Below are 20,532 nucleotides of genomic sequence, written 5' to 3'. Positions count from 1 at the left end.
TATCAGAGAGTTCATAATGGCGACACCAGAAGCCCCCGAAGACACGAATACGTGATCGGGGGCTTCTTCTATTTATCTAGATTATTATTACAACGAGTCACAGTCACCAATCTTAAATGATCAAGATCAACTAATATTGTTAGGGATACGCTGAGATGCGCCTGTAAGCCATGCATCCTTGTCATATCCTCGTTCTTCCCAGTAACCGATATGTTCACTGTCGATGAGTTCAATGCGATTTAACCATTTTACCGATTTATAGGCATACATCTGAGGAATGACGAGCCGTACCGGACCACCAAGATCAGCAGGGATAGGTTTGCCATCATGCATGACAGCGACCATAATATCCTCCATCTGCGCTTGATCCATCGTAATGGCATCCGTATACACACCATCACCGGAATAAAATTTCACACTATGAGCTTCCGGCTTTACTCCGGCTTGTTTCAAAAGCTGTGCAAGAGAAATGCCTTCCCACGTATTCTTATACACAGACCATCCCGTTACACAGTGGAAATCACTAACCTGTACGGTACGCGCCAGCTTCACAAATTGTTCCCAGTTCCATACCTGTGCCCGTTCAACCAGCCCATCGATTCGGAAAGACCAGTTAGCATTGGAGAAGGACGGTATAGGCGTAACTGTATATACGCGGAAATGACCTTCAGCCCCGCCTCCGATGGGAGGTGAAGAGGCAGACAGCGGTTGTGGCAGAGGAACCATACGGTTAGGATCGTTCTCCAGCATGCTATCAATACTATTATCTATCTTGAGATTTCGTCCTACCCAGGATATAAAAGTAGGACCAAGAGTCACGGCGAGACCAACCCCCACAGCAGAACGAATGAAAGCTCGTCGTGTATAAACTGGTTGTGGTCGCTCTTCTGGCTTGAGGGAATCTCTCTCGGAATTGCGATCAAACTGGGAAGAAGATATAGCAGCGGTAGTTTCGCTTTCCTCCGATATTGAGACAGATGGATCAGCTTGATTTTGAGCTCGTGTTGAAGTTGTATTGGTTTTCACTGCACGACGTGCAGGATCCTTTAACCATTTGGTTCGAGTGATGGAGTGGTAAATAATATAAGGCAAGCCTACCCAAGTTAGCAGGTCATGGATCAGAAGTGCAGCATTTGACCAACGTGGTCCAGCTAGCTTGAACTGCCATAATACAATACCCGAGAGGAGCCATCCCACCAACAGGACGAGAACGATAATAGTATTTACCCTCTGCCATGGCCTGTTACGGAGTTGTTTCCAGTGCTTTCCGGCCAAAATCAAGTAATATACCACCGGAGCAAGCATAGCTAGCCCGACGACGATATGTAGCCATTTTAACCATACACGTCCAATTCCGAGTATCTCACGCCAAAAGCTACCAACCAGCATAAGTCCCGAGATTGCAAGGATTACAACGATCCAGGCATTCCAAGCGTGGATGGAAACCAGTTTTTTGCCGTAACCTTTGCGTACATTTTTTAACCATTCATTCAAGCGCGATCACCCCAAGTAGGTTAGTAATGAGTTTATTCTAATCTTTGATATGTAATAGCCAACTTTGATTGGAGTGCGTGTTATCCAAGTAAGGTTCATACGAGATGATTAACGGTTGTTCATAGAGCTAACCATATGAAAAAGTGCATTCGATTGCTTATCCCTATATCTATATACCTTATTATAGAGTTTTTGGATCACATTCTCCAAACTAAGAGGAGTGCACGGACCGTTATCCTGATCGGGACTCAGCTAAACCTCATCTAGATCCTTAATTCCTTATAGTTAGAAGTCGTATTTATAGTAATGCTCTGTTTCTTTTATATATAATACACTTTAAGGGTAGCCGATCATGGGTTCAGAGAATGTGCTAATCTGTCGAATACAGGTTGGAGACAAGGTGCCGTTAATAAAGATTTTTGAGATATCAGAAGGTTCATTAAAAATGCTTGCTAAATAAATCGCAACGTGATATATTATTTCTTGTCGCCTCAAACGAATGGTTGTCATAATCACTTGAACGGTGACGAAAACAAAGTGTTGACAGCAAGTTAGTTAACATGATATGATAAGATTCCTGTCCAGTTGACAAACATCAACATAAACGGACATACAAGTTCTTTGAAAACTGAACAAATGGATAGTAACTTTTGATTCACAATGAATCGTCAGATTCAAAATGAGCTTATCGCTCTTTTCAAATATTTGAGATGATTTTCATAGCGTTTAACCGCGCTACTGGGATTCATCTTTATTGGAGAGTTTGATCCTGGCTCAGGACGAACGCTGGCGGCATGCCTAATACATGCAAGTCGAGCGGACTTGAAGAGAAGCTTGCTTCTCTGATAGTTAGCGGCGGACGGGTGAGTAACACGTAGGCAACCTGCCCTCAAGTTTGGGACAACTACCGGAAACGGTAGCTAATACCGAATGGTTGTTTTCTTCGCCTGAAGAGAACTGGAAAGACGGAGTAATCTGTCACTTGGGGATGGGCCTGCGGCGCATTAGCTAGTTGGTGAGGTAACGGCTCACCAAGGCGACGATGCGTAGCCGACCTGAGAGGGTGATCGGCCACACTGGGACTGAGACACGGCCCAGACTCCTACGGGAGGCAGCAGTAGGGAATCTTCCGCAATGGGCGAAAGCCTGACGGAGCAATGCCGCGTGAGTGATGAAGGTTTTCGGATCGTAAAGCTCTGTTGCCAGGGAAGAACGCTTGGGAGAGTAACTGCTCTCAAGGTGACGGTACCTGAGAAGAAAGCCCCGGCTAACTACGTGCCAGCAGCCGCGGTAATACGTAGGGGGCAAGCGTTGTCCGGAATTATTGGGCGTAAAGCGCGCGCAGGCGGTCATTTAAGTCTGGTGTTTAATCCCGGGGCTCAACCCCGGATCGCACTGGAAACTGGGTGACTTGAGTGCAGAAGAGGAGAGTGGAATTCCACGTGTAGCGGTGAAATGCGTAGATATGTGGAGGAACACCAGTGGCGAAGGCGACTCTCTGGGCTGTAACTGACGCTGAGGCGCGAAAGCGTGGGGAGCAAACAGGATTAGATACCCTGGTAGTCCACGCCGTAAACGATGAGTGCTAGGTGTTAGGGGTTTCGATACCCTTGGTGCCGAAGTTAACACATTAAGCACTCCGCCTGGGGAGTACGGTCGCAAGACTGAAACTCAAAGGAATTGACGGGGACCCGCACAAGCAGTGGAGTATGTGGTTTAATTCGAAGCAACGCGAAGAACCTTACCAGGTCTTGACATCCCTCTGACCGGTACAGAGATGTACCTTTCCTTCGGGACAGAGGAGACAGGTGGTGCATGGTTGTCGTCAGCTCGTGTCGTGAGATGTTGGGTTAAGTCCCGCAACGAGCGCAACCCTTATATTTAGTTGCCAGCACTTCGGGTGGGCACTCTAGATAGACTGCCGGTGACAAACCGGAGGAAGGTGGGGATGACGTCAAATCATCATGCCCCTTATGACCTGGGCTACACACGTACTACAATGGCCGGTACAACGGGCTGCGAAATCGCGAGATGGAGCCAATCCCAACAAAGCCGGTCTCAGTTCGGATTGCAGGCTGCAACTCGCCTGCATGAAGTCGGAATTGCTAGTAATCGCGGATCAGCATGCCGCGGTGAATACGTTCCCGGGTCTTGTACACACCGCCCGTCACACCACGAGAGTTTATAACACCCGAAGTCGGTGGGGTAACCGCAAGGAGCCAGCCGCCGAAGGTGGGATAGATGATTGGGGTGAAGTCGTAACAAGGTAGCCGTATCGGAAGGTGCGGCTGGATCACCTCCTTTCTATGGAGAATCGTTTCCTGTAACGGAAACATTCAAATAAGCAGGTTCTTAGAACCTGCGACCGCAATTCATTTCGGTCCTTCACCTTGGTGTGGATGAAATGAATTGCAAAACACCGTTACTTATCCATTTGTTCAGTTTTGATGGAATTTGAGGGGCCATAGCTCAGCTGGGAGAGCGCCTGCCTTGCAAGCAGGAGGTCAGCGGTTCGATCCCGCTTGGCTCCACCAAACAATTTCATCTATTTGGCTTGCTCTTTGAAAACTAGATATCGAAACGAAAGTAAATGCGAATTAGAACATTCCTTTTTAGCTGAACTTGTGTAAACAAGTTTCAATAAAAACGGTAGATTGCACGTACGATGGTATCGAATGGGAGCGACTTTTGGCTTTGCGTAAGCAAAACAAGGGAAGCGAGCAGTCGAAACCGGAGCACGAGGTTAAGCTACTAAGAGCACACGGAGGATGCCTAGGCGCTAGGAGCCGATGAAGGACGTGGCGAACAACGAAACTGCCTCGGGGAGCTGTAAGCAAGCTTTGATCCGGGGGTGTCCGAATGGGGAAACCCAGCTGGGGTAATTTCCAGTTACTCACAACTGAATACATAGGTTGTGCAGAGGCATACCAGGGGAACTGAAACATCTAAGTACCCTGAGGAAGAGAAAACAATAGTGATTCCGTCAGTAGCGGCGAGCGAACGCGGAGAAGCCCAAACCAGAGAGCTTGCTCTTTGGGGTTGTGGGACGTCTCACATGGAGTTACAAAGGAACCGGTTAAGCGAAGAGGTCTGGAAAGGCCCGCCAAAGAAGGTAAAAGCCCTGTAGTTGAAAGTCTGTTCCCTCCGAGACGGATCCCGAGTAGTGCGGGGCACGTGAAACCCCGTATGAATCCGGCAGGACCATCTGCCAAGGCTAAATACTTCCTAGCGACCGATAGTGAAGCAGTACCGTGAGGGAAAGGTGAAAAGCACCCCGGAAGGGGAGTGAAATAGAACCTGAAACCGTGTGCTTACAAAAAGTCAGAGCCCGTTTTAGGGGTGATGGCGTGCCTTTTGTAGAATGAACCGGCGAGTTACGTTCCCGTGCAAGGTTAAGGTGAAGAGCCGGAGCCGCAGCGAAAGCGAGTCTGAATAGGGCGACATAGTACGTGGACGTAGACCCGAAACCGGGTGATCTACCCCTGTCCAGGGTGAAGGTGCGGTAACACGCACTGGAGGCCCGAACCCACGCATGTTGAAAAATGCGGGGATGAGGTGGGGGTAGCGGAGAAATTCCAATCGAACTCGGAGATAGCTGGTTCTCCCCGAAATAGCTTTAGGGCTAGCCTCGGAAAACAGAGTCGTGGAGGTAGAGCACTGATTGGGTGCGGGGCCCGCAAGGGTTACCAAGCTCAGTCAAACTCCGAATGCCATAGACTTACTTCCGGGAGTCAGACAGTGAGTGCTAAGATCCATTGTCAAAAGGGAAACAGCCCAGACCATCAGCTAAGGTCCCCAAGTGTGTGTTAAGTGGGAAAGGATGTGGAGTTGCACAGACAACCAGGATGTTGGCTTAGAAGCAGCCATCATTTAAAGAGTGCGTAATAGCTCACTGGTCGAGTGACTCTGCGCCGAAAATGTAACGGGGCTAAACACACCACCGAAGCTATGGCTTGATGCTTTGCATCAGGGGTAGGGGAGCGTTGTATAAGGGTTGAAGGTGTACCGTAAGGAGCGCTGGACATTATACAAGTGAGAATGCCGGTATGAGTAACGAAAAGATCAGTGAGAATCTGATCCGCCGAAAGCCTAAGGGTTCCTGAGGAAGGCTCGTCCGCTCAGGGTAAGTCGGGACCTAAGGCGAGGCCGAAAGGCGTAGTCGAAGGACAACAGGTCGAAATTCCTGTACCACCGTAAGCCGTTATGAGCAATGGGGGGACGCAGTAGGGTAGTGACGCGGACTGATGGATGTCCGTCTAAGCAGTAAGGCTGATGTGTAGGCAAATCCGCACATCATTAAGGCTGAGCTGTGATGGGGAGTGAAAATTACAGTAGCGAAGGTCATGATCTCACACTGCCAAGAAAAGCCTCTAGCCAGGTGATGGTGCCCGTACCGCAAACCGACACAGGTAGGCGAGAAGAGTATTCTAAGGCGCGCGGAAGAACTCTCGTTAAGGAACTCGGCAAAATGACCCCGTAACTTCGGGAGAAGGGGTGCCCCGGTAGTGTGAATAGCACGAGGGGGCCGCAGTGAAAAGGCCCAAGCGACTGTTTAGCAAAAACACAGGTCTGTGCGAAGCCGTAAGGCGAAGTATACGGGCTGACGCCTGCCCGGTGCTGGAAGGTTAAGGGGAGTGGTTAGGGAGTAATCCCGAAGCTGTGAACCGAAGCCCCAGTAAACGGCGGCCGTAACTATAACGGTCCTAAGGTAGCGAAATTCCTTGTCAGGTAAATTCTGACCCGCACGAATGGCGTAACGACTTGGGCGCTGTCTCAACGAGAGATCCGGTGAAATTTTAATACCTGTGAAGATGCAGGTTACCCGCGACAAGACGGAAAGACCCCATGGAGCTTTACTGCAGCTTGATATTGAATTTGGGTACGATCTGTACAGGATAGGTGGGAGCCTTTGAAACGTGAGCGCCAGCTTGCGTGGAGGCAACGTTGGGATACCACCCTGATCGTATCTAGGTTCTAACCTGGTACCGTAATCCGGTGCGGGGACAGTGTCAGGTGGGCAGTTTGACTGGGGCGGTCGCCTCCTAAAGAGTAACGGAGGCGCCCAAAGGTTCCCTCAGAATGGTTGGAAATCATTCGAAGAGTGCAAAGGCATAAGGGAGCTTGACTGCGAGACCTACAAGTCGAGCAGGGACGAAAGTCGGGCTTAGTGATCCGGTGGTACCGCATGGAAGGGCCATCGCTCAACGGATAAAAGCTACCCTGGGGATAACAGGCTTATCTCCCCCAAGAGTCCACATCGACGGGGAGGTTTGGCACCTCGATGTCGGCTCATCGCATCCTGGGGCTGAAGTAGGTCCCAAGGGTTGGGCTGTTCGCCCATTAAAGCGGTACGCGAGCTGGGTTCAGAACGTCGTGAGACAGTTCGGTCCCTATCTGTCGTGGGCGTAGGAAATTTGAGAGGAGCTGTCCTTAGTACGAGAGGACCGGGATGGACGTACCGCTGGTGTACCAGTTGTTCCGCCAGGAGCACCGCTGGGTAGCTATGTACGGAAGGGATAAACGCTGAAAGCATCTAAGCGTGAAGCCCCCCTCAAGATGAGATTTCCCAGTATGTAAGACCCCTTGAAGACGACGAGGTAGATAGGCTGGGGGTGGAAGTGCAGCAATGCATGGAGCTGACCAGTACTAATCGGTCGAGGGCTTATCCAATAGCAAGTTTGAAATCGCATGTTTCGTTTCGAATCTAGTTTTCAGAGAATGATCTCTGAAATGAAAATTGGTACATCACAGAACGTGTGTATGATTTTCAATTCCATATCTGATTTCAAGAAGCTGTGCTTCGACAAATCACGTTTGGTGGCGATGGCGGAGGGGTTCCACACGTACCCATCCCGAACACGACCGTTAAGCCCTCTAGCGCCGATGGTACTTGGACCGCAGGGTCCTGGGAGAGTAGGACGCCGCCAAGCAAAGAACCACTGCCGATGTTATTCGGTGGTGGTTTTTATTTGTTTATTTTAGGGGATGCAAAAGCATCTCTTATTTGACTTTGTAGGAATCCTCTGACACACTCATAATGGATACATAGATTGCGTATCAGACTTTCATATGAAAATGATCTCAACATTCTAGAGAACGGGGTGCAGGATGAGATGGAAATTCAGAAATTGACGGTAAATGATTTTGAACCAGCGATGGCACTCTCCGAATATGCTTTTCAAATGGTAATGAGTGAAGAACAAAAAGAAAAGCGGCGGAGTCAGTTTTCGTCACAGGATATATGGGGTGTATACGAGGAAGGGCAACTAGGAGCCAAACTTCACATTATCCCTTTTCAAACCTATATTCATGGTAGATCCTTCGAGATGGGTGGTATTGCTGGTGTAGCCACCTGGCCAGAGTATAGACGCAAAGGTTGGGTAGCGGGTCTGCTGAAGCATGCGTTGGAAGAAATGAACCGTAACAAACAAAGTATATCGTTCTTGCATCCTTTCTCTTTTGCTTTCTATCGGAAGTATGGATGGGAGACCTATGTTGAGTTTAAACGATATAAAGTGCCTACAGCGCATTTGCCTTCGAAAAAAGCGACAACTGGAACGATTCGACGTGGCGATCCGGGTCTTAGCATATTAAATCAAGTATATAGTGCCTATGCTGAGCGTTATAACGGAACCTTGGTCCGGGATGATGCACGGTGGGAGAATTCAGTTCTTGTTCATGGGGCCAGCCAGAAGGCTGTATATTACGATGAAAATAATGAAGCACAAGGTTATCTTCTATATGAGGTGAAAGAAAGTAAATTTACCATCAAAGAGATCATCTATCTGAATGAAGAGGCTAGACAAGGGCTATGGACCTTTATTGCCAATCATGATTCCATGATCCAGGAAGTGACGTTACAGGCGCCAGCAAGTGATACGCTTGCTTTCCAATTGGATAACCCACGGATTCAACAGGAGATTGTACCTTATTTTATGGCACGCATCGTTAGTGTTGAGCAGTTTATATCCCAGTATCCATTTGCAAACCAGGACTCACCGCTGCAGATTGTTCTTCAGGTAGAAGATGCCCACGCTCCGTGGAATGAGGGGGTATGGCAATTAAACGTCGCAATGAACGGAACGGCTTCCATATGGAAAACATCCGAGCCGATCTCTGATGATCAGACCATTAAGGTGGATATTCAATCCCTTACCGCAGTGTTGATGGGATATCGCAGACCGACGGAAATGGCACGGATCGGAAGAATTCAAGGACCAGAAGCAGCAATCAAGGCATTGGAACAAGCGATTCCTGAAAGGGAAACCTACTTGCTTGATTTCTTTTAATTATCATTTCCTCTTCGCCATTTGGCTTAATTATCTTATATAGAAATACAGCGTTATTGAAAGACAAATGGGCTTCTCCGGCAATTTTGGGGAGGTTTTTTTGTGTCTGGCGAATATTTCGTGTAAAATCGTAAAAAATGAATAGTGACCCCACTTGGCAAACCCACAAAATATGCTATAATGTATACAAAGTCAAAGAAAGTCAAAGTCAACTAAAGGTTTAAATACTTAAGTAGCTTTCTTTCTGCAATCTGATGGATGAGCGCCAATACACGGGATTCATTTCATCGGAGGATCAAGGGAATATTAAAGGACCTTCGTGCTTCCTTCGCTCTCCTGTTGACGTCTGTGGAAGCAAGATTCGCTGTTTCCCTGATTGGTTAAATGGGTAGAGAAGGTGTACTCTGTGGGGGCGTGTGGGTCCTTATTGACTTAACGTTTCAGACAGTGGAGGATGATTGGATGCGTAATATCTCTGATATTATCGAACGATATCTGAAGAGTATTTTGCATGAAAGTCCCGAAGGAATGGTTGAAATTCAGCGTAATGATCTGGCAGATCAATTTTCATGTGTACCTTCCCAGATCAATTATGTCATCAGCACACGTTTTACCCTCGAGAAGGGATACCTGGTAGAGAGTAAACGCGGCGGTGGTGGTTATGTTCGCATACAGCGCATTGAATTACCGGCCCAATCAGCTCTGCATAATCATTTGCACCATAGTATTGGTGATGAGATCGGGCAGACTGCTGCCGAAGGTCTGATCTATCAACTGGAAGAAGCACGCTTCTTGAGCAAGCGGGAAGCCGGGTTGATGCGAGCTGCTGTATCTAGAGAGGTTATATTGGTCAAACTTCCTTACCGGGATCAAATTCGTGCCAGAATGTTGAAGGCGATGTTAATATCTTTGCTCGGTAAATGAAAACTATCGGGGTCAAAGGAGGTACATCATTATGCTGTGCCAAGAATGCAATAAACGTCCGGCGACACTTCATTTTACAAAGATCGTGAATGGAGAGAAGACGGAATTCCATATTTGTGAGTCATGTGCCCGTGAAAAAGGGGAGATGATCCCTGGAACATCTAATGGATTTTCCATTCACAACCTCTTGTCCGGGTTGCTCGATTTTGATCCAGCCGGCAAAGGTGGATCTGCTGGAACACCACCGGCAAAAGCCCTTCAGTGTGAAGAATGCGGTATGACATACTCACAATTCAGTAAAATTGGTCGATTCGGCTGCAGTTCATGTTATAAATATTTCGATAGCCGCCTAGACCCATTATTCAAGCGAGTTCATGGCAGTACGTCCCATGTAGGCAAAGTGCCCGCACGAGCTGGTGGTCGCATCAAGGTGAAGCGACAAATTGCCGATCTGAAGCGTGAACTTCAGGAGAGCATCGCCCAAGAGGAATTTGAAGAGGCAGCTCAGATCCGTGACCAGATCAGGGAACTTGAAAAAGGAATAGCTCAGGAGTAAAGTTTTTCATGAGTAGGAGGGATGCGTAATGCCTAATCTGCGCTTTACAGAGAAGGCGCTCAGCGACTGGATGCGCAGTGATGCGGCTGATTCCGAAATCGTCATTAGCAGCCGTGTCCGGATCGCACGCAACCTTCAGCATGTTCCCTTTCCGATGCTGGCTTCCAATGAGCAATCGGAAGAGGTGCTGAATAAGCTGAGCGAAGTACTTCAATACGATGAAGTTCATGCCTTTGGAGATTTTCATACGCTGAATCTGACCGATATTGGCGAACTCGACAAACGGGTGCTGGTGGAGAAACATCTCATCAGTCCAAGTCTTGCGAATGAATCCAGAAATGGTGCGGTTATTCTCAGTGAGGATGAATCAGTCAGTATTATGATTAATGAAGAAGATCATCTTCGTATCCAGTGCCTCTATCCGGGGTTTCAGGTGAAAGAAGCCTGGGAGAAAGCTTCCGCAATAGACGATGCGTTTGAAGCGCACGTGGATTACGCTTTTGATGATCGTAGAGGATACTTAACCAGCTGCCCTACCAATGTAGGCACAGGTGTTAGGGCGTCTGTTATGATGCACCTGCCTGCTCTGGTGATGACGCAGCAGATAGGCCGTATATTAACAGCAGTATCCCAAGTGGGATTGACTGTAAGAGGAATTTACGGTGAAGGTAGCGAAGCTATGGGTAACTTGTTCCAGATCTCTAACCAGATTACATTGGGGCAGACCGAACAGGAAGTTATCGAAAACCTGCACGGTGTTGTTTTACAGATGATTGGTCATGAGCGTACAGCCAGAGAACGGTTGATGACCGACTCCAAACTTCGGATTACGGATCGTGTCATGCGTTCTTACGGCATATTGTCCCACGCATCCATAGTTGATTCAAAGGAAGCTGCGCAGCGCTTATCGGATGTACGCCTTGGCGTAGATCTCGGTTTACTGGATGGACTGTCCATCACGGTAATGAATGAGCTGAATGTAATGACTCAACCGGGATTTTTGCAGAAAACATTCGGGGAAGATATGCGCACAGATGAGCGTGACATCTATCGTGCTCAATTGATTCGTGATACGATCAATGCAGCGAAGCAGTCCTAACGTAGCCTGATCATTTAAATGAATTATGGTTTCATGCCGCATCGCGGCTTTTATATAATAAGGCATATATTCATGCCAGATGATTTTATTCGCAGCACGGCTGCAAACAAAAATGATATGAAGAATACGACGGGTATTGTTTGAATCCCCTCGTTTTATCCAAAACCATGGAGGTGCAGGAGATATGATGTTTGGAAGATTTACGGAACGGGCCCAAAAGGTGCTCGCACTCGCGCAGGAAGAAGCTGTCCGTCTCGGTCATAATAACATCGGTACTGAGCATATTTTGCTCGGCCTCATTCGTGAAGGCGAAGGCATCGCAGCCAAAGCACTGATCGGCCTGGGACTCGGATTGGAAAAAATTCAGGATGAAGTAGAAACGCTGATTGGCCGTGGCCAGGAGCAACCTACCAACATTGCATATACGCCACGTGCGAAAAAAGTAATTGAACTGTCTATGGACGAAGCTCGTAAATTGGGTCACACTTATGTAGGCACAGAGCATATCTTGCTCGGATTGATTCGTGAAGGCGAGGGTGTTGCAGCACGTGTGCTCAACAACCTGGGTATTAGCCTGAACAAAGCACGTCAACAAGTGCTGCAATTGCTTGGCAGCAGTGAAGCTGTATCCAGTCATAATGGAACACCTGCCAATGTAAGCACACCAACGCTGGATAGTCTGGCACGTGACCTCACGGCTTATGCCAGAGAGAACAACCTGGACCCGGTTATTGGACGTAGCAAAGAAATTGAGCGTGTCATTCAGGTACTCAGCCGTCGTACCAAGAACAACCCGGTATTGATCGGTGAACCAGGTGTAGGTAAAACAGCGATTGCTGAAGGCCTTGCACAAAAAATCATTGCGAATGAGATTCCGGAAACATTGCGCGACAAACGTGTAATGACCCTGGATATGGGTTCAGTAGTAGCTGGAACCAAATATCGTGGTGAGTTCGAAGATCGTCTGAAAAAAATCATGGATGAGATTCGCCAAGCAGGTAACATTGTCTTGTTTATCGACGAATTGCATACCTTGATTGGTGCAGGCGGAGCTGAAGGTGCCATCGATGCTTCTAACATTTTGAAACCAGCTCTGGCTCGTGGAGAATTGCAGTGCATTGGTGCAACAACGCTGGATGAGTATCGTAAATACATCGAGAAGGATGCAGCGCTTGAGCGTCGTTTCCAACCGATTACTGTAGATCAGCCTTCGCCGGAAGAAGCCATTCAAATCTTGCACGGTTTGCGTGACCGCTATGAGGCGCATCACCGCGTGAAAATTACGGATGAAGCGATTGTACAGGCGGTTAAACTGTCTGACCGTTATATTACAGACCGGTTCTTGCCAGACAAAGCGATTGACCTGATCGATGAAGCGGGTTCCAAAGTAAGATTGAACTCTTACACGATCCCACCAAACCTGAAACAATTGGAAAGCCGTCTGGAAGATATCCGTAAGGAAAAAGACGCTGCGGTTCAAAGCCAGGAGTTCGAAAAAGCAGCCGCTCTGCGTGATACGGAACAAAAAATCCGTGAAGAGCTGGATGTAACGAAGAACCAATGGAAAGAAAAACAAGGTCGCACGGATTCTGAAGTAACACCTGAGGATATCGCACAAGTGGTAGCCAACTGGACAGGAATTCCGGTGAACAAGCTGAAAGAAGAAGAGACACAGCGTCTGATGAATCTGGAATCGATTCTGCATGAACGTGTCATTGGCCAGGATGAGGCTGTGAAGTCTGTCAGCCGTGCAGTTCGTCGTGCGCGTGCTGGATTGAAAGATCCCAAACGTCCTATGGGTTCATTCATTTTCCTCGGTCCTACAGGGGTAGGTAAAACAGAACTTGCTCGTGCTCTGGCTGAAGCGATGTTCGGCGATGAAAATGCAGTAATCCGTATTGATATGTCCGAATATGGCGAGAAGCATTCGACTTCCCGACTCGTCGGAGCGCCTCCAGGATATGTTGGATACGAAGAAGGTGGCCAGCTGACAGAGAAAGTTCGTCGCAAACCCTATTCCGTAGTCTTGCTCGATGAGATCGAGAAAGCACATCCGGAAGTATTCAATATCTTGCTGCAAGTGCTTGAGGATGGTCGTCTGACGGATTCCAAAGGTCGCGTGGTTGACTTCCGGAATACGCTGATTATCCTGACATCCAACGTGGGTGCCGAAGCGATCAAACGTAACTCAACACTCGGCTTCACAGCGGTTGTGGATGCAGGTGCGGATTACGATAACATGAAGGGTAAAGTCATGGATGAGCTGAAGAAAAGCTTCCGTCCAGAGTTCCTCAACCGGATTGATGAAATTATCGTATTCCACTCTCTGGAACAGAAACACATTGCAGAGATTGTTACCCTCATGAGCGAGGAGCTTCGGAAACGTCTAAATGAATACGAGGTTGATTTCGAGCTCACCGACAATGCCAAGGATTTCCTTGCCAAAGCCGGCTTCGATCCAGCTTACGGTGCGCGTCCGCTTCGTCGGGCGATCCAGAAGCATATCGAAGACAAATTGTCTGAGGAGTTGCTCACAGGTAATGTAACCAAAGGAGATTCGTTGCTCATTGACGAAGAGAACGGTGCACTGTCTGTAACGAAAAAAGCCGTGGTTGTTCCTTCTAATGAGGAAATCGAAACCAAATAATATATAGCAAGCTTTGGAGTTAAGCTCCAGCTTGTAGTGATCCTTAATCCTTCTCGGTTTCGGCCGGGGAGGATTTTTTGCATTTTGGACAGAAGACGGACATGATTATGTCAGGAACATGTGTAAAGTTTGCGATAATCCTTTACGAAAAATCTCAAACAATGGTAAACTTTTAGTAACCCTGCACGTCAGGGAGGTTAGGCAAAATTCGTCGAATAATGCAAAATGCTGTTATAAAACTAATTATAGGAGTGCTGAAGTGGCCAAAGTTAAAACCAAGTTTCAATGTACGGAATGCGGCTATGAAGCCCCCAAATGGTACGGTAAGTGTCCGGGTTGTCAGTCATGGAATTCAATGGTGGAAGAAACAGAGACGGTAGTCAAAACACAAGGAAGAAATTCTCCCCTGTTTGACAGTAAAGATAAACCGCTTCCTATCATAGATATAGATAGCGGTCAGGAACCGCGTGTACAGACTGGAATCGGAGAGTTGAACCGGGTATTGGGTGGGGGAATCGTTCCAGGTTCACTCGTTCTGGTGGGTGGAGATCCGGGTATCGGTAAATCGACGTTGATGTTGCAGACGTCCCATGCTTTAACGCATTCGGGTTTGCGTGTGTTATATGTTTCCGGTGAGGAATCAGTCAAGCAAACCAAATTGCGGGCGGATCGTCTCGGGGCACTATCTGCCGAGTTGTACGTATTGTGTGAAACCAATATGGAACGTGTTGAGGAAGCGGTGGATCAGATCCAGCCGCATTTTCTTGTCATCGACTCCATTCAGACGGTATATCTTCCCGAAGTTACCAGTGCGCCTGGTAGTGTAGCACAGGTAAGGGAATGTACGTCAAGGTTCATGCGGATTGCGAAAGGCAGGGGCATTGCAACGGTTCTTGTGGGGCATGTTACCAAAGAAGGTGCCATTGCCGGTCCACGTATGTTAGAACATATGGTGGATTGTGTGCTTTATTTTGAAGGAGAGCGGCACCATACGTATCGCCTACTACGTGCGGTGAAGAACCGTTTTGGTTCAACCAATGAAATTGGCATTTTTGAAATGGGCGAAGATGGGCTTCGTGAAGTGGGCAATCCGTCTGAACTCTTCTTGTCGGAACGCCCACTGGGCGTAGCGGGTTCTACGGTAGTTGCAAGTATGGAGGGGACACGTCCCTTGCTGGTGGAATTGCAGGCATTGATCTCAACCACCCATTTCCCTTCTCCCCGCCGTATGGCAACAGGGGTAGATCTGCATCGGTTAAATCTGATCATTGCAGTGCTGGAGAAACGAATGGGCATGTTTTTACAGACCCAGGATGCATATCTGAATGTAGCTGGAGGAGTAAGGCTGGATGAGCCCGCTGTAGACTTGGCAGTCGCCGTCTGCATTGCATCCAGTTTGAGAGATGTACCGACCAAGCCGGACGACGTCATCTTTGGCGAGATCGGTCTGACAGGTGAAGTTCGAGCCGTATCACGGGCCGAACAACGAGTGAAGGAAGCTGCAAAGCTGGGCTTCAAGCGAGTCATTTTACCGGAAAAAAGCTTAAAGGGCTGGAAACATCCTCGCGGGATACAACTGATCGGTGTGAATACCGTGGCAGATGCACTAGCGGTTGCTTTAGATTAGGGGGCATAACAAGATGAAAGATTCGAGCCAACTGGATAATATGAATGAATTGTTAAGGCTGATCGCACCAGGTACACCTTTCCGCGAAGGTCTGGAAAATGTGCTGCGCGCCAAGACGGGCGCACTGCTTGTTGTAGGATACAGCCCTGAAGTAATGGAAGTGGTGGATGGGGGATTCTCGATTAACTGTGATTTCTCCCCGAACTATCTGTACGAACTCGCCAAGATGGATGGTGCGATTATTCTTAGCGAGGATTTGAAGCGTATTCTTTACGCCAATACCCAGTTAATCCCTGACTCATCTATCTCTTCTTCAGAGACAGGGATTCGTCACCGGACGGCAGAGCGTGTAGCGAAGCAAACGGGTAAATTGGTCGTATCCATATCACAGCGCCGGAATATCATTACCTTGTATCAGGGAACACTCCGGTATTCCCTCAAGGAAATCGGGGTTATTTTGACCAAAGCGAATCAAGCGATTCAAACACTGGAGAAATACAAAGCGGTATTAACACAGTCCCTTACGAATCTGAGTGCTTCGGAATTTGAGGAATTGGTAACGATTCCTGAAGTGGTCAATGTGATTCAGCGTACCGAAATGGTGATGCGGATCAAAACCGAAATCAAACGATACATTCATGAGTTGGGGAATGAGGGACGACTCATCTCGATGCAAATGGAAGAACTTGTGGGTACAACGGAAGAAGAAGCTTGGTTGCTGTATAAAGACTATGCCCGTGACGACAGTGATGACAAAATCCGTGAAATTATCGTGGGACTGAAAAGATTGTCAGACGATGAATTGCTGGATGCACATCATATTGTCCGTCTGCTCGGCTATCCTTCCTCAGCAGCTACTTCTGAGGATTCGGTTGCACCGCGCGGATTCCGGGTATTAAATAAGATCCCCCGCCTGCCCAATGTCATTATCCATAACCTGGTGGATCAGTTTGAGCAATTGCCTCATGTGATTATGGCTACAATAGAAGAACTGGACGAAGTGGACGGTATCGGTGAAGTTCGTGCCCGGACCATTAAGGAAGGCCTCAAACGTTTGCAGGAGCAGATGTTTATCGATAGACAGATGTAAGGTTTGCCTATATAAAGGCTTGAAATGGATGAGGTGAAACAACGATGCTAACCAGATTCATTCCGAATCTCTTTACCCTGGGTAATCTATTTCTTGGAATGATGGCAATTTTACTTGCGATTGATGGAAACTACAGTTTGGCTGCCATTATGGTCATTGTAGCGATGCTGCTGGATGGTTTGGATGGCCGAGTGGCACGTGCGCTCAATGCCCAAAGCGAATTCGGCAAGGAACTGGATTCCTTGTCTGACATGGTTTCCTTTGGTGCAGCACCGGCACTGATCATATTTATGGTGTCGTTTCAAGATTCAATGCCGATCCTCGCTTGGGTCGCAACAGCTGCTTTTCCGATTTGTGGAGCCATTCGTCTTGCACGGTTTAACGTTCGTCCGGGAATTCCCGGATACTTCACAGGTCTGCCGATTCCGGCAGCCGGCGGGGTGTTGGCCACACTGTCCTTGTTCAACAAGGATATCGGTCCGGTCAGCATGATGATTGCTACGTTACTGTTGTCGTACCTGATGGTGAGTTCGCTTAAATATCCCAATTTCAAAAAGGTGGGTTTGCCACGCAAGGCAATCTGGATCGCACCATGGGTTGTGTTATTTGCGATAGCTGTAGCTGTTATTTTCCCGGAGCAGTTATCCAAATTGATCTTTATTCCGCTGGTGTTATACGCTTTGTATGGCATGAAGCACAATGTGCGAACAGCGGCCTCGCGTAGTCGAGCGAAAAAGCGCAAGGATGAGAAATCTTCCCGTCCTTCCGATCGTTAAGTATGGAGCACAGACAGTATACAAAGAAAGCACGTACTCTCCCGAACAGGAGAATGCGTGCTTTTTGCTTATTCAGATCTATTTACGTAAAAGAAACCCTTACGAACGACATACATATCTTCTTACGACAGATTAAACATCCCTAACGTCGAACACTTCTGTGATTCGTGATTCACGACCTCTTCCATGTTGATGTCCAGCAGATTGCAGAGAGCCGACATGTAGAACAGGTTTCGCCCCAGTTCAGAGCTGATTACCTCTCTGCAGTTCTCACACAATTCACCTTCCACATGCGTTTCTAGCAGGCCTTTCGTTTGAGCGATATCGCTCTCGGGGGCATATTTCTGCTTGGTGGCGTGCAGCTCGATGCAGCCGCATTCGGTAATGGCCTTGGACACCGCACGGTTAACAGACGCTCCGGCTTGTCCTGTTTTGGACAGTACATCAATCAGACTGCGATGACGCAGCAACAGTTCAGAAACTTGATCCTGGAAAGCCTGTAAACTTAGCGTACTCATTTTGCCACTCACCTCGGGATATGAATTGAATTCATTATATGCCAATAATTTACCTACTTTCAACTGACGATTGCAACATTTCCAAAAAGTTCTTTCGGATGGGATTAGCAATTCAGGAATTGGATCATACTGGATATAAAGATCAAGATACATTGAAGGAGGTGCAGGGACTAATGTGGAAAAAAGGCATTTTAACTTTTACAGGATTGTGCGGTGCATGGTTCGGCTACACGGCATATCATCTGGCAGGAAAATCGGTCCCATGGATGGCTGAGTGGATTCAGTCAGCAGGATTACTGGGAGCTGGTATATCGACGCTGCTGGGTGCTGTAATGTTTATGGCTGTATGTAACATTGGTGGTACGTTGATGGCAGACAGGCTGCATAGTGGAATTGATTCATTGGCAAAAGTACCTATGAACGAACTGGCTGCAGGTGCCACAGGTACTGTGGCAGGATTGCTGGTGGCCTTGTTGCTCTATCCTGTTGTGGGATGGATGGGGACGGCAGGAGATGTACTGCAAGTGGCGCTGACGGTGATTAGTGCTTATTCCGGCTACACCCTTGCCATGGCGAAGAAAGACGATCTGGGGGCCTTCTGGATGTCTGGGCGATGGGGTCATCCGGAGGTAGACGAGGATAGACGGATAGAAGAGCATAAAATTCTGGATACCAGCGTCATTATCGATGGTCGTATTGCCGATATATGCAAAACCGGATTCATTGAAGGTACGATCGTAATTCCGGAATTCGTTCTGGAGGAACTGCAGCATATTGCGGATTCATCGGATCTGCTCAAGCGGAACAGAGGACGGCGTGGACTGGACATTTTGAACAAAATCCAGAAGGAACTCGATGTAAAAGTCCTGATCTATGAAGGGGATTTCGAGGAAATCTCCGAGGTGGACAGCAAACTGGTTAAGCTGGCTAAAGTGCTTCAGGGCAAAGTGGTCACCAATGACTTTAACCTGAATAAAGTGTGTGAACTCCAGGGTGTATCTGTGCTGAACATTAATGATCTTGCCAATGCGGTCAAGCCGGTTGTTCTGCCAGGCGAGGAGATCATGGTACAGATCATCAAGGACGGCAAGGAGCACGGTCAAGGTGTGGCCTATCTGGATGATGGAACAATGATCGTTGTGGAAGGCGGACGCGAGTATATCGGCATGATGATGGAAGTGCTGGTGACCAGTGTGCTGCAGACTTCAGCGGGAAGAATGATTTTTGCCAAGCCGAAACTGTTGGAAAAAGCCCAATAAAGCGGTATGATGGGTAGTGTATCGTTGAATGATATTGTATATCTTTGGACGATAAACTGACAGACAAGGCAGGGATTGCGGCATGAATAAAGGGTGGGGCGTTGTCATTGTGGCAGCAGGTCGCGGAACCCGGATGGGGACGACCGAGAGCAAGCAGTTTCTGTTGCTGCAGGACAAGCCCGTTTTCATACATACGCTTGAGGTATTTGCTGCGCTGGACGAGATCCGTGAGATGGTGCTGGTCACAGGAGCTACAGATGTTGAACGCTGCCAGGATTGGGTAAAAGAATACCAATTGGATTCACGTGTCCGTGTTATCCCCGGAGGGAAAGAGAGACAACATTCTGTCCATAAAGGCCTTGAGGCACTTGGGACGGATTGGGTTCTCGTTCACGACGGGGTACGTCCTTTTGTGAACCATGAGCAGATCAAGGGATGCATGGAGGCCGCCATATCCGGTGGAGCAGCTGTACTGGCCGTCCCAGTGAAGGATACGATTAAACAAGTGAATGCGGAAGGAGTCGTTACGGCGACGCCAGACCGCAGCAGTCTGTGGAGCATTCAAACCCCGCAGGCTTTTCGTCTTTCTTCCCTGCTCTCCGCCTACGCATCAGCCGAGCAGGACGGATTTCTGGGGACAGATGACGCCATGCTGGCTGAACGTCAGGGAATGTCGGTCAAGGTTGTGGAAGGCAATTATACCAATATCAAATTAACGACGCCGGAAGATTTGGAATACGCCGCGTTTTTGCTGGGGGGAGAGAAGAAGCGATGATACGAGTAGGACAGGGATTTGATGTACATCAGCTGGTGGAAGGACGTCCGTGCATTATTGGTGGAGTAACGATTCCTTATGAAAAAGGACTGCTGGGTCACTCGGACGCAGATGTGCTGTTGCACGCGATTAGTGATGCCATTTTGGGTGCGCTGGCACTTGGGGATATCGGCAAGCACTTCCCGGATACCGATCCGGAATTCAAGGATGCCGACAGTCTGAAATTGCTGGAGCATGTATGGCAGCTTGTGAAGGATCGCGGATACCGGTTAGGGAATATAGATTCAACGATTATTGCTCAAAAGCCAAAGATGGCTCCTTACATCCCACAGATGGCTGAGGTTATTGCCAAGGCACTGGAAGCGGATGTAACGCAGGTGAACGTGAAAGCAACAACTACAGAGCAACTGGGATTCCCGGGACGGGGAGAGGGCATTGCTGCTCAATCCGTTGTTTGCCTTGTTCGAGTGTGATATCA

At 48.2% G+C, this 20,532-nt stretch carries 13 protein-coding genes, 1 tRNA gene and 3 rRNA genes; 15 read left to right on the top strand and 2 right to left on the bottom strand.

Annotation, left to right across the window (positions count from 1 at the left end; all coding sequences use genetic code 11):
- Positions 1-126: 126 nt before the first annotated feature.
- Positions 127-1,494, bottom strand: coding sequence for a molybdopterin-dependent oxidoreductase (locus AC4G47_RS27255; protein ID WP_491103637.1), 1,368 nt, complete (start codon positions 1,492-1,494; stop codon positions 127-129).
- Between the two features lie 751 nt (positions 1,495-2,245).
- On the opposite strand from AC4G47_RS27255, the gene AC4G47_RS27250 reads away from it, so the two are divergent.
- From AC4G47_RS27250 to pssA, 12 genes are all read left to right on the top strand, one after another.
- Positions 2,246-3,798: ribosomal RNA gene (locus AC4G47_RS27250) — 16S ribosomal RNA — on the top strand.
- Between the two features lie 154 nt (positions 3,799-3,952).
- Positions 3,953-4,028, top strand: a tRNA-Ala gene (locus AC4G47_RS27245).
- A 207-nt stretch (positions 4,029-4,235) separates the two neighbouring features.
- A 23S ribosomal RNA gene (locus AC4G47_RS27240) occupies positions 4,236-7,164 on the top strand.
- A 143-nt stretch (positions 7,165-7,307) separates the two neighbouring features.
- Positions 7,308-7,424 (top strand): 5S ribosomal RNA (rrf, locus tag AC4G47_RS27235).
- Together the 16S, 23S and 5S rRNA genes with 1 tRNA gene alongside form the textbook arrangement of a ribosomal RNA operon.
- A 183-nt stretch (positions 7,425-7,607) precedes the next feature.
- The gene (locus AC4G47_RS27230; protein WP_491103636.1) at positions 7,608-8,783 is read left to right on the top strand and encodes a GNAT family N-acetyltransferase; all 1,176 of its coding nucleotides are present in this window, start codon (positions 7,608-7,610) and stop codon (positions 8,781-8,783) included.
- Positions 8,784-9,245: 462 nt separating this feature from the next.
- On the top strand, positions 9,246-9,707 hold the full coding sequence (locus tag AC4G47_RS27225; RefSeq protein WP_062836165.1) for a CtsR family transcriptional regulator: 462 nt from the start codon (positions 9,246-9,248) through the stop codon (positions 9,705-9,707).
- A gap of 31 nt (positions 9,708-9,738) precedes the next feature.
- Entirely contained in the window at positions 9,739-10,263 is a 525-nt protein-coding gene (gene mcsA, locus AC4G47_RS27220; protein WP_491103635.1) for a protein-arginine kinase activator protein McsA, read from the top strand.
- A 28-nt stretch (positions 10,264-10,291) separates the two neighbouring features.
- Positions 10,292-11,362 carry a protein-arginine kinase McsB gene (gene mcsB, locus AC4G47_RS27215; RefSeq protein ID WP_491103633.1) on the top strand — a complete coding sequence of 357 codons (1,071 nt, stop codon included), beginning with the start codon at positions 10,292-10,294 and terminating at the stop codon, positions 11,360-11,362.
- Positions 11,363-11,546: 184 nt separating this feature from the next.
- Positions 11,547-14,009, top strand: coding sequence for an ATP-dependent Clp protease ATP-binding subunit (locus AC4G47_RS27210; RefSeq protein WP_491103632.1), 2,463 nt, complete (start codon positions 11,547-11,549; stop codon positions 14,007-14,009).
- Positions 14,010-14,268: 259 nt separating this feature from the next.
- Positions 14,269-15,636 carry a DNA repair protein RadA gene (gene radA / locus AC4G47_RS27205; protein ID WP_413407089.1) on the top strand — a complete coding sequence of 456 codons (1,368 nt, stop codon included), beginning with the start codon at positions 14,269-14,271 and terminating at the stop codon, positions 15,634-15,636.
- A gap of 13 nt (positions 15,637-15,649) precedes the next feature.
- Positions 15,650-16,726 carry a DNA integrity scanning diadenylate cyclase DisA gene (disA, locus tag AC4G47_RS27200; protein WP_062836168.1) on the top strand — a complete coding sequence of 359 codons (1,077 nt, stop codon included), beginning with the start codon at positions 15,650-15,652 and terminating at the stop codon, positions 16,724-16,726.
- Positions 16,727-16,770: 44 nt separating this feature from the next.
- Complete coding sequence (pssA, locus tag AC4G47_RS27195) at positions 16,771-17,502, top strand: CDP-diacylglycerol--serine O-phosphatidyltransferase (RefSeq protein WP_145326580.1); 732 nt, start codon at positions 16,771-16,773, stop codon at positions 17,500-17,502.
- 122 nt (positions 17,503-17,624) lie between these two features.
- On the opposite strand, the gene AC4G47_RS27190 is transcribed toward pssA, so the two are convergent.
- Positions 17,625-18,020, bottom strand: a complete 396-nt coding sequence (locus AC4G47_RS27190; RefSeq protein ID WP_017692049.1) for a nucleoside triphosphate pyrophosphohydrolase family protein — start codon at positions 18,018-18,020, stop codon at positions 17,625-17,627.
- 173 nt (positions 18,021-18,193) lie between these two features.
- Between AC4G47_RS27190 and AC4G47_RS27185 the strand changes: the two genes are divergently transcribed.
- From AC4G47_RS27185 to ispF, 3 genes are all read left to right on the top strand, one after another.
- Entirely contained in the window at positions 18,194-19,279 is a 1,086-nt protein-coding gene (locus AC4G47_RS27185; RefSeq protein ID WP_482071392.1) for a PIN/TRAM domain-containing protein, read from the top strand.
- Between the two features lie 82 nt (positions 19,280-19,361).
- Positions 19,362-20,054: a 2-C-methyl-D-erythritol 4-phosphate cytidylyltransferase gene (gene ispD, locus AC4G47_RS27180; protein ID WP_491103631.1), complete on the top strand. Its 693-nt coding sequence runs from the start codon at positions 19,362-19,364 to the stop codon at positions 20,052-20,054.
- Positions 20,051-20,527 (top strand): 2-C-methyl-D-erythritol 2,4-cyclodiphosphate synthase, encoded by a 477-nt coding sequence (gene ispF / locus AC4G47_RS27175; protein ID WP_076254730.1) that lies wholly within the window; start codon positions 20,051-20,053, stop codon positions 20,525-20,527. The genes ispD and ispF overlap by 4 nt, the downstream gene beginning before the upstream one ends.
- Positions 20,528-20,532 lie beyond the last annotated feature (5 nt).

The organism is Paenibacillus sp. Negev47 (assembly GCF_058313655.1).
This window is presented reverse-complemented; position numbering and strand designations above follow the sequence as displayed.

Excerpts from the sequence above, each read along its gene's own strand:
- mcsA (WP_491103635.1), top strand. The coding sequence starts at position 9,739 with ATGCTGTGCCAAGAATGCAATAAACGTCCGGCGACACTTCATTTTACA.
- AC4G47_RS27185 (WP_482071392.1), top strand. The coding sequence starts at position 18,194 with ATGTGGAAAAAAGGCATTTTAACTTTTACAGGATTGTGCGGTGCATGG.
- AC4G47_RS27225 (WP_062836165.1), top strand. The coding sequence starts at position 9,246 with ATGCGTAATATCTCTGATATTATCGAACGATATCTGAAGAGTATTTTG.
- AC4G47_RS27210 (WP_491103632.1), top strand. The coding sequence starts at position 11,547 with ATGATGTTTGGAAGATTTACGGAACGGGCCCAAAAGGTGCTCGCACTC.
- mcsB (WP_491103633.1), top strand. The coding sequence starts at position 10,292 with ATGCCTAATCTGCGCTTTACAGAGAAGGCGCTCAGCGACTGGATGCGC.
- ispD (WP_491103631.1), top strand. The coding sequence starts at position 19,362 with ATGAATAAAGGGTGGGGCGTTGTCATTGTGGCAGCAGGTCGCGGAACC.
- AC4G47_RS27190 (WP_017692049.1), bottom strand. The coding sequence starts at position 18,020 with ATGAGTACGCTAAGTTTACAGGCTTTCCAGGATCAAGTTTCTGAACTG.
- pssA (WP_145326580.1), top strand. The coding sequence starts at position 16,771 with ATGCTAACCAGATTCATTCCGAATCTCTTTACCCTGGGTAATCTATTT.
- AC4G47_RS27230 (WP_491103636.1), top strand. The coding sequence starts at position 7,608 with ATGGAAATTCAGAAATTGACGGTAAATGATTTTGAACCAGCGATGGCA.
- disA (WP_062836168.1), top strand. The coding sequence starts at position 15,650 with ATGAAAGATTCGAGCCAACTGGATAATATGAATGAATTGTTAAGGCTG.
- ispF (WP_076254730.1), top strand. The coding sequence starts at position 20,051 with ATGATACGAGTAGGACAGGGATTTGATGTACATCAGCTGGTGGAAGGA.